Origin of the sequence: Hyalangium ruber (assembly GCF_034259325.1) — a bacterium.
GTDB lineage: Bacteria > Myxococcota > Myxococcia > Myxococcales > Myxococcaceae > Hyalangium_A > Hyalangium_A rubrum.
Genome location: NZ_JAXIVS010000003.1, coordinates 460697 through 474623 on the forward strand (window position 1 = coordinate 460697; position 13927 = coordinate 474623).

At 68.5% G+C, this 13927-nt stretch carries 14 protein-coding genes; 9 read left to right on the forward strand and 5 right to left on the reverse strand.

What is annotated here, in order from left to right:
- Positions 1-8: 8 nt before the first annotated feature.
- Together SYV04_RS10825 and SYV04_RS10830 are read right to left on the reverse strand one after the other, a co-directional pair.
- Positions 9-203, reverse strand: a complete 195-nt coding sequence (locus SYV04_RS10825; protein WP_321545608.1) for a zinc ribbon domain-containing protein — start codon at positions 201-203, stop codon at positions 9-11.
- 11 nt (positions 204-214) lie between these two features.
- Complete coding sequence (locus SYV04_RS10830; protein ID WP_321545609.1) at positions 215-556, reverse strand: DUF309 domain-containing protein; 342 nt, start codon at positions 554-556, stop codon at positions 215-217.
- 32 nt (positions 557-588) lie between these two features.
- On the opposite strand from SYV04_RS10830, the gene SYV04_RS10835 reads away from it, so the two are divergent.
- Complete coding sequence (locus SYV04_RS10835) at positions 589-1404, forward strand: GspE/PulE/PilB domain-containing protein (protein ID WP_321545610.1); 816 nt, start codon at positions 589-591, stop codon at positions 1402-1404.
- Positions 1405-1435: 31 nt separating this feature from the next.
- Here the strand turns inward: SYV04_RS10835 and SYV04_RS10840 are convergent, their stop codons facing one another.
- Positions 1436-2965: a serine/threonine-protein kinase gene (locus tag SYV04_RS10840; protein WP_321545611.1), complete on the reverse strand. Its 1530-nt coding sequence runs from the start codon at positions 2963-2965 to the stop codon at positions 1436-1438.
- A gap of 37 nt (positions 2966-3002) precedes the next feature.
- A complete protein-coding gene (locus SYV04_RS10845; protein ID WP_321545612.1) occupies positions 3003-3455 on the reverse strand; it encodes a response regulator in 453 nt (150 codons plus the stop codon).
- 346 nt (positions 3456-3801) lie between these two features.
- Between SYV04_RS10845 and SYV04_RS10850 the strand changes: the two genes are divergently transcribed.
- From SYV04_RS10850 to SYV04_RS10885, 8 genes are all read left to right on the forward strand, one after another.
- The gene (locus SYV04_RS10850) at positions 3802-4290 is read left to right on the forward strand and encodes an NADH-quinone oxidoreductase subunit NuoE family protein (protein WP_321545613.1); all 489 of its coding nucleotides are present in this window, start codon (positions 3802-3804) and stop codon (positions 4288-4290) included.
- A gap of 31 nt (positions 4291-4321) precedes the next feature.
- Positions 4322-5659: an NADH-quinone oxidoreductase subunit NuoF gene (gene nuoF / locus SYV04_RS10855; protein WP_321545614.1), complete on the forward strand. Its 1338-nt coding sequence runs from the start codon at positions 4322-4324 to the stop codon at positions 5657-5659.
- Positions 5656-6162, forward strand: coding sequence for an NADH-quinone oxidoreductase subunit J family protein (locus SYV04_RS10860; protein ID WP_321545615.1), 507 nt, complete (start codon positions 5656-5658; stop codon positions 6160-6162). The genes nuoF and SYV04_RS10860 overlap by 4 nt, the downstream gene beginning before the upstream one ends.
- Positions 6163-6166: 4 nt before the next feature.
- Positions 6167-6469 carry an NADH-quinone oxidoreductase subunit NuoK gene (gene nuoK / locus SYV04_RS10865; RefSeq protein ID WP_321545616.1) on the forward strand — a complete coding sequence of 101 codons (303 nt, stop codon included), beginning with the start codon at positions 6167-6169 and terminating at the stop codon, positions 6467-6469.
- A gap of 31 nt (positions 6470-6500) precedes the next feature.
- A complete protein-coding gene (gene nuoL / locus SYV04_RS10870; RefSeq protein WP_321545617.1) occupies positions 6501-8699 on the forward strand; it encodes an NADH-quinone oxidoreductase subunit L in 2199 nt (732 codons plus the stop codon).
- Between the two features lie 9 nt (positions 8700-8708).
- The gene (locus SYV04_RS10875) at positions 8709-10421 is read left to right on the forward strand and encodes a complex I subunit 4 family protein (protein ID WP_321545618.1); all 1713 of its coding nucleotides are present in this window, start codon (positions 8709-8711) and stop codon (positions 10419-10421) included.
- Positions 10422-10436: 15 nt separating this feature from the next.
- A complete protein-coding gene (locus SYV04_RS10880) occupies positions 10437-12008 on the forward strand; it encodes an NADH-quinone oxidoreductase subunit N (protein WP_321545619.1) in 1572 nt (523 codons plus the stop codon).
- Positions 12009-12180: 172 nt separating this feature from the next.
- On the forward strand, positions 12181-12921 hold the full coding sequence (locus SYV04_RS10885; RefSeq protein ID WP_321545620.1) for a hypothetical protein: 741 nt from the start codon (positions 12181-12183) through the stop codon (positions 12919-12921).
- Between the two features lie 2 nt (positions 12922-12923).
- On the opposite strand, the gene SYV04_RS10890 is transcribed toward SYV04_RS10885, so the two are convergent.
- A complete protein-coding gene (locus tag SYV04_RS10890) occupies positions 12924-13736 on the reverse strand; it encodes a GNAT family N-acetyltransferase (protein WP_321545621.1) in 813 nt (270 codons plus the stop codon).
- Positions 13737-13927: the final 191 nt, after the last annotated feature.

A 13927-nucleotide genomic window follows, 5' to 3' on the forward strand; every position in this document is an offset into this window, starting at 1 on the left:
GCCGGGCCTCAATCGTCATCCCGGCCCAGAGCGACGAAGACCTCCTCGCCCTCTCGCGAGACGGAGACCGTCCACGGTCGGCAGCACACCGGGCAGTCTTCCACGTAGCGCTCCGAGGAGGGCCCCACGCCCTCCACCTGCACCTCCACCTCCTCACCGCAGTAGGGGCAGCTCAGGACGTGTTCATCCGCGAACGGCTGCATGCTTGCTCCTCCTACCCAGGGCTCCAGGCCACCACCAAGGGCGCGCGGGTGTCTCCCTCACGCCATTGGCGCACGTTGTGTACCAGCGCTCCCACGTCTACTCCCTCATGGTAGGCAGGCAGGCGCTCCAGGCGCTCGAGCGCTCGGGTGAAGAGCGTGCGAGCACCCGCGTCCCGCCCGGCCTCGCGCTGAAGCCGGCCTGCGGCCACTTGAATCAGCCCCTGTAGCAGTTGCCGGCGCTCTCCGGACTCCTCGCGCCAGGCGTCCTCCCACACCTCGTGGGCCTCGTACCAATGGCCGGCGTTGAACCGGGCCATCCCCTCGGCCAGGCACTCGTGGAAGTGAGAATTCATCCTTCCGCCACTCCTGACGTTACACTGCGCCCATGGCCGCACCACCGCGCAACCGTATTGGGGAACTCCTCGTCAAGGCCCGCGTCATCGACGAGCTGCAGCTTCGCAGCGCGCTCGCTCGCCATGACCAATGGGGAGGCCGGCTGTCCCGCGTCATCACCGACATGGGCATCGCCAGCGAGGAGACCGTCATCAACGCCATCGCCCAGGGCACGGGCGCGCAGCGCGTCCACCTGGGCAACATCACCCGCGACGCGGGCGCGCTGGCCAAGGTGGACGTGGTGCTGGCCGAGCAGAAGGGCGTCTTCCCGGTCGCCCTCAAGGACAACGGCAAGACGCTCGTGCTCGCCATGTCCGACCCCACGGACCTGAACACCGTGGACCAGGTGGTCGCCAAGAGCCGCGCACGCGTCGTCATCGTGGTGGCCGGCGACCGGGAAATAGAACACGCCATCCTGCGCCACTACCGCGGCCAGGAGCCGGCCATGAGCTCGCGCTACACCGGCCAGCAGCGGCAGCAGGAGTCCTTCAACGAGGACGACGAGTTCAAGGTCGTCGACATGAGCGGCAACACGGTGGTCAAGCGCATCGCCGACGTCGCCCCGTCCATGGCCGCGCCCGCAGCCGCCGCGCCCGCCTCCTCGGGAGGCTCCGCCTCGGACCTGCTGGACGAGATCCTCTCCGGCGGCTCGGCGCCCGCGGGCCTCACCGCCGAGGAGATGCAGCGGCTCGAGACGGTGCGGATCAATCAGGAGAAGAGCTCGAAGATCCTCCGAGCCCTGCTGGAGCTGCTGCTGGAGAAGGGCGAGCTCAACCAGAAGGAGCTGGCGGCCCGCATCCGCGCCTGAGACGCGGGGCCGCCGTTTCACCCTCGGGGCCTCAGCCCTGCGCCGGCTCCGAGGAGAGCACCAGGTCGCCCTTCTCGAGGAACTCGCGCTCCGGGAACGCCTTGTAGAGGTCGTCCAGCATGGCGTCGAGGTCCGGGTAGCGCTGCTCCTTCTTGTCCTGCGTCATCTTGTCGAAGATGGAGTCCAGCCCCGCGGGCGCCTCGGCGTTCACCTCCGAGGGCAGCGGCGAGCGCCGGCCCGGAATCTGCCCGGTCAGCATCTCGTAGAGCAGGATGCCCAGGCCGTACACGTCCGCCGCCGGGCCCACTTCCTTGGCGCGGTTGATCAGCTCCGGGGCCATGTAGACCATGCCGCCGGTGCCCATGAAGAGCTGCGGCATGCCCTTGGTCGCATCCACCTCGATGACGCGCCCCAGGCCGAAGTCACCCAGCTTGGCGTTGCCGCAGGCGTCGAAGAGCACGTTCTCCGGCTTGAGGTTGTGGTGCGTGAGCCCCGCTGCGTGCGCCGCGCGCAGGCCGTACGCCAGCTGCAGGAAGCAGCGCAGCGCCACGTTCACCGGCACGCCCTTGCCACCGCTGGCCTCCAACCGCTCCTTGAGGTTGCCGCGCAGCAGCTCCACCACGAAGTAGGGCCGCGCCGAGTCCACGTTCTGGTCGATGATCTGCGCAATGGACGGGTGGCGCACCTGCGCCTGCGCGCACAGCTCCTTCTTCAGCCGCTTGAGCACCTCACCGCGCTGCAGGAAGGAGAAGTAGCCGAAGATGTCCTTCAGCTCCTTGATGGAGATGTCCAGCCCGAGCGCGTTGAAGCGCCCCTTGAACACGGTGCCGAGCGGTCCGGTGCCGATGGGATCGAACTTCTGGTAGCGCATGTCCAGGTCGGCGCCCTTGGGAGCGGCGACCGACGAGGCGACGGAGGCGGCGGGAGGAGGCATGGAGGAAGAAGCAGCGACAGGCGGGGTGATGGTGGGCAGCGGAGCGGCGAAGGGCAGCGACTCCCTCCGAGGCTCGGGCGGCGGCGTATCCCCACGAGACGCGCTCATGGGAGCCACGGACGGCAGCGGCGGGATGATCGGCTCCACCGACGGCAGCCCCGTGCGCGACGCCTTGGCCGGAGGCAGCGGCACCGCCGGAGGCAGCGGCGGCGGCGCGGCGGGCCGCAGCACCTCCGACTCGTCCAGCGTCAGCTCGGGCGGAGGGGGCGGCAGCATCATGCCCAGGTCCTCTCCCATCACGGCCTGGGTGGACTCGTCCGCGCCGAGGATCTGATCGGCGAAGAACTCGCCGACCTCGGCGGAGAAGCGGTCCATCAACTCCCCGACGACGACGCGCTCGCCCTGGTCGGTGAGCCGCAGCTGCGCCTCCCGGTCCATGGCGATGTAGTGGTACTTGCGCAGGAAGAAGAAGTAGCTGTCGAACTCGAGTGAGACGGACGGTTCGAGCGCGGCCTTCACATCGGCCAGCTTGTTCGAACGTCCCAGGCGCGTGTTCTCCCTCAGGTTGCTGAGGATGAACAGCGCCTCGCCACTCACGGTATCGCGGCTGATGGCGGGCTTGAGCATGGGTGGCGCGACTCTATGTCGGCCACACGCTCCAGGGCTACTTCCCGATGTGCAGGAGTTGCTTGACCGTCTCCAGCACTTCCACGAAGCGCACCGGCTTGCGCAGGTAGATGTCCACCCCCAGTTGCATCGCCCGGTCCTGCGCCTCCTTGCCTCCGGCGGAGATGGCGATGATGGGGATGTTGCGCAGCGCCTCCTCCTCGCGGATGCGCTCCACCAGGGCGAACCCGTCCATCACCGGCATGTACAGGTCCGTCATGACGAGGCTGAAGCGCTGCTCGTGCAGGAGGATCAGCGCGTGGTGCCCGTCCGGCGCGAAGTGCACCTCCAGGGGAACCTTGCCCGCCAGCTCTCCGCTGGCCAGCTTCTTCAGGACGTAGGCGTACATCTCGATGATGTGCGGGTTGTCCTCGACGATGAGCACACGGTAGCCCTCGGGATTGACGCCCGACGGGAGCTGCGCGCCGCTTTGAGGTCCTGCCGCACTCAAGATGTCACCCAATCGCGCCAGTGCTGCTCGGGCCCTTCGCCCGGTCCAACCCCCAGCGCCTCCCAACCCGCCGGCCGAAGCCGGATCCTGAAAGACTGATCGCCCGACTTCTACCGGATCCCGAGGTCTCGGAAAAGAAAGTGCCAACACCGCCCTACACGGACCGTGAATGCTCGCCCGGTCCACGGCCCCAGGATGCCCCCTGATCCATCCACCTGTAAGCAGCGGCCGCCCCCAACCATAACAAGGGCTTGAAATCGCTCGGAAATTCGCTCATGGCCGTCCCGAGGAAGTTCGAGGGTTTATGTTGACAACGCAGCCATCTGAGCAATACGAAGCGCCCGCCATGGCGGAGCCCCTGTTCACCCCTGAAGAGCAGAAGAAATTCGACGCGGGGATCGCGGAGATCATCTCCCACTACCCGTCAGACCGGAAAAGCGCCGGGATGCTGCCCGCGCTGCGGCTGCTGCAGGACTTGAAGGGCTGGCTGCCGCCCGACGGCATGCGCCTGGTGGCCAAGCACCTGGAAGTGACGCCCGAGCGCGCCTACGAGGTGGCCAGCTTCTATGTGATGTACCACCTGAAGAAGCCGGGCAAGTACACCATCGACGTGTGTACCAACCTCTCGTGCGCGCTGTGGGGCGCCGAGAAGATGCTCGCCTACCTGGAGGAGAAGCTGGGGCTGACGGCGGGCGAGGCCAACGAGAAGTTCACCCTGCGAGAGACCGAGTGCCTGGCCTCGTGCGGCACCGCGCCCTGCTTGCAGGTGAATGAAGAGCACCACGAGAACCTGACGAAGGCGAAGCTGGACGCGCTGCTCGCCAAGCTCACCTGATCGGCCCCCTTCGCAAGGAACCTGACCGCACATGGCGTCTACCACGGCCTTTGAACCGATCATTTCCGGCGCCTGGGGCAAGCCCCAGTCCTGGACGTTGGACAGCTACCGCAAGCGTGGCGGGTACGAGGCGCTGAAGAAGGCGCTGGAGATGGCGCCCGCGGCGATCATCGACGAGGTGAAGAAGTCCAACCTGCGCGGTCGCGGCGGCGCGGGCTTCCCCACCGGCCTGAAGTGGAGCTTCGTCCCCAAGGACAGCCCCAAGCCGAAGTACCTCGCCGTCAACGCGGACGAGTCCGAGCCGGGCACCTTCAAGGACCGCTACATCCTCGAGCTCGACCCGCACATGATGCTGGAGGGCATCGCCATCGCGGCCTACGCGCTGGGCGTGCACACCTGCTACGTGTACATCCGCGGGGAGTTCAAGTTCCCGGCCGAGCGCTGCCAGGCCGCCATCGACGAGGCCTACAAGGCGGGCATCTTCGGCAAGACGGTGCTGGGCAAGGACTTCCAGCTCGACTGCTACGTGGTGCGCGGCGCGGGCGCGTACATCTGCGGCGAGGAGACGGCGCTGCTCGAGAGCCTGGAGGGCAAGAAGGGCTGGCCCCGGCTCAAGCCGCCGTTCCCCGCGGTGGTGGGCCTGTTCGGCTGCCCCACGGTGGTCAACAACGTGGAGACGCTGGCCAGCGTGCCGCACGTCTTCTCGCGCGGCTCGGACTGGTACGCCAAGCTGGGCACCGACAAGTCGGGCGGCACCCGCCTGGTGTGCCTGTCGGGCACGGTGAAGCGCCCCGGCGTGTACGAAGTCGACATGTTCACCACGCTGTCGGACCTCATCTTCAACCCCAAGTACGGCCAGGGCATGCCCGAGGGCCGCAAGGTGAAGGCCGTCATCCCCGGCGGCTCCTCGGCCCCGGTGCTGGGCGCGGACGAGCTCGACGTGGCGATGGAGTTCGAGGCGCTCAAGGTGAAGCAGACGATGGCCGGCTCCGGCGGCGTCATCGTCATGGACGACAGCTCCTGCATGGTGCGCTGCCTGTGGCGCGTGGCGCGCTTCTACGCCGAGGAGTCGTGCGGCCAGTGCACCCCGTGCCGCGAGGGCACGCCGTGGCAGACGCGCCTCTTGCGCAAGATCGAAGAGGGCCGCGGGGAGATGAGCGATCTGGAGATGCTCAGCCACGTGGCGGCCTCCATCGCGCCCTACCCTCCCATCGGCCTGGGCAACACCATCTGCGCGCTGGGTGACGCGGCGGCGCTGCCCACGCACTCGTTCCTCATGCGGTTCCGCGCCGAGTTCGAGGCGCACATCCACGAGAAGCGCTGCCCGTTCGGCGACAAGCCCTGGGGTGCGTTCGGAGACTGGTCTTGAACATCGAACAGGTGCTGTTCGGAGCCTTCGCGTTCCTGACGCTGCTGTCGGCCGCCCTGGTCATCTTCGCCAAGAGCCCGGTCAGCGCGGCCATGGCCCTGGTGTCCACCTTCTTCTTCCTGGCCGGCATCTACGTGCTCCTGTGGGCGCACACGGTGGCGGCGCTCCAGGTGCTCGTCTACGCGGGCGCCATCATGGTGCTCTTCCTCTTCGTCATCATGCTGCTGAACCTGGGAGAGGAAGCCCCAGGGCCACGGCTGACGCTGGGGCGCATCGCGGGCGGCGCGGCGGCCACGGGCCTGCTGGTGGTGCTGTCGATGGCGATCGCCAAGGTGCCCAACCGGGTGACCACGCTGTCGGAGAGCGCGGCCCACGAGTTCGGAACGATGAAGACGATCGGCACGGCCATCTTCACCCAGTGGCTGCTGCCCTTCGAGGCCGTGAGCTTGCTGCTCCTGGTGGCGATGGTGGGCGCGGTGGTCGTCGCCAAGTCGAGGATCTAAGGCCATGGTTCCCATCAACTACTATCTGTTTCTGGCCGCGGCCTTGTTCTGCCTGGGCATGTTCGGCGTGCTGGTGCGCCGCAACGCGCTCATCGTGTTCATGTGCGTGGAGCTGATGCTCAACGCGGCGAACCTGACCTTCCTGGCCTTCGCGCGCATGCGCGGAGACAGCATCGGCCACGTGTCGGCCTTCTTCGTCATCGCGGTGGCAGCGGCGGAGGCGTCCATCGGACTGGCCATCGTCATCGCCGTGTTCCGCAGCCGAGGCAGCGTCAACATCGAAGACATCAAGACGATGAAGCACTGACGCGGTCCTCCACCCCCCGAGAGCCCTCGCAATGGACCTCTTTAACTTCCAGACCGCCCCCATCCACCCGGATGTGTTGGAGCAGTCACTGTGGATGATCATCGCGCTGCCCGTCCTGGGCGCCTTCGTGTGTGGCGTGTTCGGCCGGATGATGGGCCGCGCCAACGTCCACCTCGTGGCCTGCTCGGCGGTGGCCGGCTCGTTCGTGCTGTCGGTGCTGGCCTTCTGGGCCACCAGCCACATGGTGGCCTCCGGCACCCCCATCACCGTGCCGAACACCTTCGGCGGCGCCGCCACCCGCTACGCCCTGTCGCAGGATTTGGGCACGTGGTTCGCCGCGGGTGACTTCCGGGTGAACTTCGGCTTCCTGGTGGACCACCTGTCCGGCACGCTCCTGCTGGTGATTACGGGCGTGGGCTTCCTCATCCACCTGTACTCCACCAGCTACATGGAGCACGACGAGGGCTACTGGCGCTACTTCGCGTACCTGAACCTCTTCGTCGCGATGATGCTGACGCTGGTGATGGCCGACAACCTCGTGCTCCTGTTCGTCGGCTGGGAGGGCGTGGGCATGGCCAGCTACCTGCTCATCGGCTTCTGGTACACGGACTCGGCCAAGGCGTGGGCCGGGCGCAAAGCCTTCATCACCAACCGCATCGGCGACTTCGCCTTCCTCATCGCCTCGTTCCTCATCGTCCTCATGGTGGGCGCCTACAACCGCCAGGCCAGCGACGCGGACTTCCGCGCGGCCGGCACCAACCAGGCGCAGTACACCTCGGCGCTGCAGCAGCGCGGCCCCCTCACCTTCCAGGGCCTGGAGCGCTTCGCCCAGGCGCTGCCGGACGGCAACGGCGAGGTGAAGCTCGACACGCCCATCAGCTCCGGTCCGCTCGAGGGCCGCACCTACGGCGGCATGCTGACGGTGGCGATGCTGCTGTTCCTGCTGGGCGCGGCGGGAAAGAGCGCGCAGCTGCCGCTGTACGTGTGGCTGCCGGACGCCATGGCCGGCCCGACGCCGGTCTCCGCCCTCATCCACGCGGCGACGATGGTGACCGCCGGCATCTACCTGTTCTGCCGCATGAGCTACCTGCTGGTCATGAGCCCCACGGCCATGGCGGCGGTGGCCATCGTCGGCGCGGCCACCTCGCTGTTGGCCGCCCTCATCGCCTTCGCGCAGGACGACATCAAGAAGGTGCTGGCCTACTCCACGGTGTCCCAGCTGGGCATCATGTTCATGGGCGTGGGCATGGGCATCTTCTGGGCGGCCGCGCTGCACCTGGTCACCCACGCCTTCTTCAAGGCCTGTCTGTTCCTCGGCGCCGGTAGCGTGATGCACGGCAACGGGGACGAGACGGACATCAAGAAGCTGGGCGGCCTGTGGCGCCACATGAAGTGGACGTGGGTCACCTTCGCCATCGCCACGGCGGCCATCACCGGCATCATCCCGCTGTCGGGCTTCTTCTCGAAGGACGCCATCTTCCACGGCGTCCACCACAACCACCTGCACGGGCTGGAGTGGGTGTCCGGCTTCCTCTACTACGTGGGCCTGCTCATCGCCCTGTGCACCGCCTTCTACATGACGCGCCTGTACGTGCTGACGTTCCACGGCAAGCGCTCGGCCGAGGCGAAGGTGACCGAGGACCACGTCCACGAGAGCGCCTGGCCGATGACGCTGCCGCTCGTCGTCCTGGCGGTGCTCAGCGTGGTGGCCCTGGTGTACGCGCTGCCGCTGCTGCGTCCCCGCGTGGACCAACCGCTGATGGAGAACTTCCTCAGCCCGGTGTTCGACACCGCGCGTGGCATCGCGAAGTCCACGGAGCTGGTGGTGCTGGATACCAGCCGGCCCACCCTGGTGGACTACCTCATCGCCTGGGCCGTGGCGGCCACGGGCGGCGCACTTGCCTACTTCCTCTACATGAAGGTCTTCCCGGCCCGGGCGGGTCAGCCGGAGCCCGCGGCCCTGCGCGCGGTGCGCCGCGTGGCGCTCAACAAGTTCTACGTGGATGAGGTGTACGAGTTCCTCATCATCCGCCCGGTGAAGATGGTCAGCTTCGTGCTCTTCCGCGTGGTGGACGCGCTGCTCATCGACACGGTGCTGGTGCGAGGCACGGCGTGGGTGACTGCCCGGGTGGGCAGTGCGCTGCGCTATGTGCAGACGGGCGATGCGCAGGCCTACGCCGCCGTCATGGCGCTGGCCCTGCTGGGCGGCTTGCTCTACGTGATTTTCTAAGGTGCTCTCATGGGTTTCTTCGACACCCACCTGCTCAACATCGTCGTCTTCCTGCCGCTCATCTTCGCGGCGCTGGTCGTGCTCCTGCCGGCCAGCGAGTCCGGGCAGATTCGCACCATCACGCTCATCGGCATGCTGGTGGATCTGGTCTTCGGCGTCTGGGCCTACGCGCGCTACGTGCCCGGCGGCGCGGAGTTCCAGATGGAGTACCGCGTCCCCTGGTTCACCGAGTTCGGCCTGAGCTACCACATCGGCGCGGACGGGCTGGCCGTCAGCCTCATCCTGCTCACGGTGTTCCTCGGCCCGCTGGTGGTGATGGCCTCCACCACGTACATCTCCCACCGCATCAAGGAGTTCCACCTGGCGCTGCTCGTCCTGCAGACGACCATGCTGGGAGCCCTGGTGTCGCTGGACGTGCTGCTCTTCTACGTCTTCTTCGAGGCGATGCTCATCCCCATGTACCTGATGGTCGGCGTGTGGGGTGCCGAGGATCGCCAGATGGCCGCGGTGAAGTTCTTCCTCTACACCCTGGCCGGCTCGCTGCTGATGCTGGTGGCCATCGTCGCCCTGTACTTCCTCAGCGGCCCGAGCGGCAGCCGCTCGTTCGACTACGCCTCCATCTACAACACGCTGCTGAGCGCCAACCAGCAGGTGGCCCAATGCACCGCGGCCGGTGACGGCGGGTGCGCGAACCTGAGCGGCCTGGCCAGGACGCTGCACACCTGGGGCCCCATCATGTTCGCCGCCTTCGCCCTGGCCTTCGCCATCAAGGTGCCGATGTGGCCGGTGCATACGTGGTTGCCCGACGCGCACGTGCAGGCGCCGGTGGCCGGCTCCATGATTCTGGCCGGCGTCATGCTGAAGATGGGCACCTTCGGCTTCTGGCGCTTCGCGATTCCCTTCTTCCCCGCCGCCGCCGAGCAGGCCCGCCCCATCCTGGCGACGCTGTCGGTGATTGGCATCGTCTACGGCGCGCTGATGTGCCTGGCGCAGCGGGACATCAAGAAGCTCATCGCCTACTCCTCCGTGAGCCACCTGGGCTACTGCATGCTGGGCATGCTGGCGGTCACCGCCGAGGGCGCCACGGGCAGCGCCTACCAGATGCTCAACCACGGCGTGTCCACGGGCGCGCTGTTCCTCCTGTTCGGCATCCTCTACGAGCGGCGCCACACCCGCCTCATGGCCGACTACGGCGGCATCGCCAAGGTGATGCCGGTGTTCACCGCCTCCTTCCTCATCATCACCTTCTCCTCGGTGGCGGTGCCGGGCACCAACGGCTTCGTCGGTGAGTTCCTGGTGCTCTTGGGCACCTTCAAGAGCAACCTGGGCCTCGTGTTCGGCGTGCTGGCGGCCGTGGGCGTCATCCTCGGCGCGGCCTACATGCTGTGGATGGTGCAGAAGGTGTTCTTCGGCACCATCACCCACCGGGAGAATCAGTTCCTGCCGGACATGAACCTGCGCGAGTTCGTCACCGTGGCGCCCTTCCTGGCGCTGGTGCTGGTGATGGGCCTGCAGCCGCAGCCGTTCCTGGACCGCATCGCCCCCTCCACGGACCGCTTCATCGCCCGCGCCAGCGTGGGCAACCCCACCGCCACCCCGGACGCGGCCATGCTCCGGGTGGAGGTCCAGCCGCTGCCCACCGAGACGGCGGCCGCGCCTTCCCGCCTCCCCAGCCCGCTCGCCGCCGCGCCAGCGGTCGCCCCCTCGCCGTCCCGGCCGTAAGGGTCCCTTCGCGCCATGACTCCCAATATCAGCTCGGCTGACTTCCTCCCGCTGCTGCCCGCCATCATCATGGTGGTGGGCGCCTGCGTCCTGCTGCTCTCGGAGGTGTTCCTCTCCGCCACCGCCTCGCGCGGCTACCAGGCGGTGCTCACCGCCGCCACGGCGGCGGCCGGCGGCGTCGTCTCCGTGTGGCTGATGTTCCAGCCCGCGCAGCAGGTGTTCCTCGGCTACGGGGTGTTGGATCCGTTCTCCAGCTTCATGTCCTTCGTCATCTGCGTGGGGCTGGGGCTGGCGGCCCTCAGCGCGGCGGGCTTCCTGCGCAAGCGCGGCGCCGAGCGCGGTGAGTTCTACGCGCTGATGCTCTTCGCCTCCGCCGGCATGAGCCTGCTGGGCATCTCCGCCGAGCTCATCACCCTGTTCGTCAACATCGAGGTGCTCTCCATCGGCACCTACGCCCTCACCTCCTACCTGCGGCGCGGCACGCGGCCCAGCGAGGCGGGCTTCAAGTACTTCATCCTCGGCGCCTTCTCCTCGGCGGTGCTGCTGTACGGCGCGGCCCTGCTGTACGGCGCCACCGGCAGCACGCAGCTCCTGGAGATCAGCCGCACCATCGGCCCGGCCCTGAACGAGCACCGCGCCCTCATCTACAGCGGCATCGTCCTGGTCGCCGCCGGCTTCGCCTTCAAGGTCGCCGCGGTTCCCTTCCACATGTGGACCCCGGACGTGTACGAGGGCGCCCCCACCCCCGTCACCGCGCTGATGAGCGCGGGTGTGAAGGCGGCGGCTTTCGCGGCGATGGTGCGCGTGTTCCTCTCGGTCACCAAGGGCATCGATCCGCAGCTCCCGCTGGTCCTCTTCTCGGCCCTGGCGCTGCTGACGATGGTCATCGGCAACCTGCTCGCCATCCCGCAGCGCAACGTCAAGCGCATGCTGGCCTACTCCTCCATCGCCCACGCCGGCTACCTGCTGATGGGCGTGGCGGCCCTCTTCGTCACCCAGCCCGGTGAGGCGTTCCAGCTGCTGGGCCCCTCGTCGCTCTCGGGCAGCACGGCGCAGGAGCTGGGCCGGGGCGCGGCCCAGGCGGACGCGCTGCGCGGCATCCTCTTCTACCTGCTGGCCTATACCGTCACCGCCGTGGGCGCCTTCGCGCTCGTCTCCGCGCTGGAGCGCCGCGAGGACGAGGACAAGGGCACCGCGTGGGACCTGGATCGCTTCAGCGGGCTGGCGCAGCGCCGGCCGGGCTGGGCCTTCGCCATGGCCGCCTTCATGCTGTCGCTCGGTGGCATTCCGCCCACCATGGGCTTCATGGGCAAGCTGCTCATCTTCCGCAGCGCCGTGGACACCGGCCTCATCGGCCTGGCCATCGTCGGCGTGCTCTCCAGCGCCGCGGGCGTCTACTACTACCTGCGCGTCGTCGTTTACATGTTCATGCGGCCGGTGCCCGAGGGCGCCCACGCGCTGGAGCGCAGCTGGACCACCGAGCTCACCCTGGTGCTGTCCACCGCCGCCGTGGTGCTGCTGGGCATCCTCCCGGGCCCCGTCACCGGCTGGCTCACCCAGGCCAGCAGCCTCTTCGGCGGCCCGTAGCCCTCGCGGCTTCCGGCTCGGCCTTCCGCGCGCCCGCCCCGGCACCTTGCCTGGGCGGGCGTTGTCTTTTCAGCACCTCGCCTCCGCCCTGCGAGCAGGCAGGCGGGCTCGGCGCCCCGCCGGCTTCTCCTGCTTTCCCCCCGGCTCCACATTTGCTCCGGGAGGGCCGTGCATGTCGTTTTCGGAGGAGCTGGGCCGTGTCATCGGTGCACTGTGGGGACCCGCCGTTCGAGCCGGAGCAGCCGCGAGGCACGCGCGCCTCCTCCACCCCGAGGGCGTCACCTACCGTGCCGAGGTGAAGGTGTGCGCGGCGCGCGAGAGCCTCGAGCCCCTGGCCTCGCGCCTCGCCGGCCCCGCCCTCGTGCGGCTCTCGACGGCCCTCTGGCGCGGACAGCGGGAGTGGCCGGACGTGCTCGGCCTCGCGGTGCGCCTGCGCTCGGAGGAGACCGTCACCGAGGAGCCGTCCGCCGGGGACCAGGATCTGCTCTTCGCCACCGTGCGCTCTCCGTGGACGCTGGCGCTGGCGCCGCTGAGCACCGACACCCACGACTGGCTGGAGAACGACTACTACGCCGTGTCCCCCTTCCGGGTGCGCGGCCTGGGCCGGGCGAAGCTGCGGATGACCGCCAGCCGCGCGGACGCTCCGGGCCACAGCCGCGTGGAGCGGCTCGAGGCGGCGCTCCGCTCCGGACAGGCCCGCTTCACCTTCGAGGTGTTCCCCCGCAAGGGCGAGGCGGCCGGGCGGTGGCACCCGCTGGCGGAGCTGCGGCTGGTGGAGCAGGTGACGCTGAATCCGGCCACCCTGCGCTTCTGGCCCTTCCGCGACGGGCGCGGCATCACCCCCATGGGGTTCGTCCACTCACTGCGCATCCCCACCTACCGGCAGAGCCAGAAGGCGCGGACGCTGCACTGACTTCAGAGGGGACCCTGCATCTGCAGGGTCTCCATGTCCACGCCCGCCCCCGCCCCGCGCAGCAGCCGCTCCAGCGGGGCATCGTCCGTCACCACGGCGTGGAGCACCGAGGCGCCCGTGCGCTGGAAGGCGTCCTCGAGCAACACACGCGCGTGGCCAGGGGTGGCCGCGAAGAAGGGAGAGATCACCCCACCCGAGCGCAGGTCCATCACCCCCAGGCCCGCGAAGTCGGCGTCGCCCGGCCGCTCCAGCCGCAGCAGCTGGTGCCCGATGCGGAGGGAGAAGCGCGCGAGCTTGCCCGGCGTCATCCGAAAGGCCGCCGTCAGCGCCTCCCACTCCGCCTCCACCGCCGGCACCACCCTCAACCCGGGAGGCGCTGGGGGCAACACCTCCAGGTGCTCTCGGGAGAGCCTCAGCGTGGCGGCCTCGCGCAGCGGCTTCATCCCCAGGGAGGCGTAGAGGGCCAGCGCCGCCGTGTTGTCCCGCTTCACGGTCAGCCCCCAACTGCGACAGCCCCGCGCCTGAAAGCGCGCCGCAACCGCCTCCATCATCCGCCGGCCCAGCCCCTGCCGCCGGGCGGAGGCGTCCACCACGAGGTTCACCACGTAACCCAGCTCGCCCATCACCTCCGCCACCGCGTACGCCACCGGCCCCTGGGGCCCGTCGTAGAACAGGGAACTGGGGAGCAGCTCCGCCTCCCACACCTCCGGCGGTGGCGGGGGCTCGGGCACCACCAGCTCCAGGAAGAGCCGGGCGAAGGCCGCGTAGTCCTCGGGCCTGCCCGCGCGAAGTGACAGCGCCGCTGTCTCAGTCATGTCACGAGTGTAGAAAAGAAGGCGGCCCGACACCCCAAAAGGGTATCGGGCCGCGGGTCTTCTAAAGGTGACTCACCGGAAGTGCTGAAGGGGTGGGGGGGAACCACCTTCAGCCTCGCTTCGATGCGTCCCGGGTTATCCTTTAGCAGTCCGCGTGCCAAGCCTCCGTTGCAGCAGAAACTCCAGTTTTC

Excerpts from the sequence above, each read along its gene's own strand:
- SYV04_RS10825 (WP_321545608.1), bottom strand. The coding sequence starts at position 203 with ATGCAGCCGTTCGCGGATGAACACGTCCTGAGCTGCCCCTACTGCGGT.
- SYV04_RS10830 (WP_321545609.1), bottom strand. The coding sequence starts at position 556 with ATGAATTCTCACTTCCACGAGTGCCTGGCCGAGGGGATGGCCCGGTTC.
- SYV04_RS10835 (WP_321545610.1), top strand. The coding sequence starts at position 589 with ATGGCCGCACCACCGCGCAACCGTATTGGGGAACTCCTCGTCAAGGCC.
- SYV04_RS10840 (WP_321545611.1), bottom strand. The coding sequence starts at position 2,965 with ATGCTCAAGCCCGCCATCAGCCGCGATACCGTGAGTGGCGAGGCGCTG.
- SYV04_RS10850 (WP_321545613.1), top strand. The coding sequence starts at position 3,802 with ATGGCGGAGCCCCTGTTCACCCCTGAAGAGCAGAAGAAATTCGACGCG.
- nuoF (WP_321545614.1), top strand. The coding sequence starts at position 4,322 with ATGGCGTCTACCACGGCCTTTGAACCGATCATTTCCGGCGCCTGGGGC.
- nuoK (WP_321545616.1), top strand. The coding sequence starts at position 6,167 with ATGGTTCCCATCAACTACTATCTGTTTCTGGCCGCGGCCTTGTTCTGC.
- nuoL (WP_321545617.1), top strand. The coding sequence starts at position 6,501 with ATGGACCTCTTTAACTTCCAGACCGCCCCCATCCACCCGGATGTGTTG.
- SYV04_RS10875 (WP_321545618.1), top strand. The coding sequence starts at position 8,709 with ATGGGTTTCTTCGACACCCACCTGCTCAACATCGTCGTCTTCCTGCCG.
- SYV04_RS10880 (WP_321545619.1), top strand. The coding sequence starts at position 10,437 with ATGACTCCCAATATCAGCTCGGCTGACTTCCTCCCGCTGCTGCCCGCC.
- SYV04_RS10885 (WP_321545620.1), top strand. The coding sequence starts at position 12,181 with ATGTCGTTTTCGGAGGAGCTGGGCCGTGTCATCGGTGCACTGTGGGGA.
- SYV04_RS10890 (WP_321545621.1), bottom strand. The coding sequence starts at position 13,736 with ATGACTGAGACAGCGGCGCTGTCACTTCGCGCGGGCAGGCCCGAGGAC.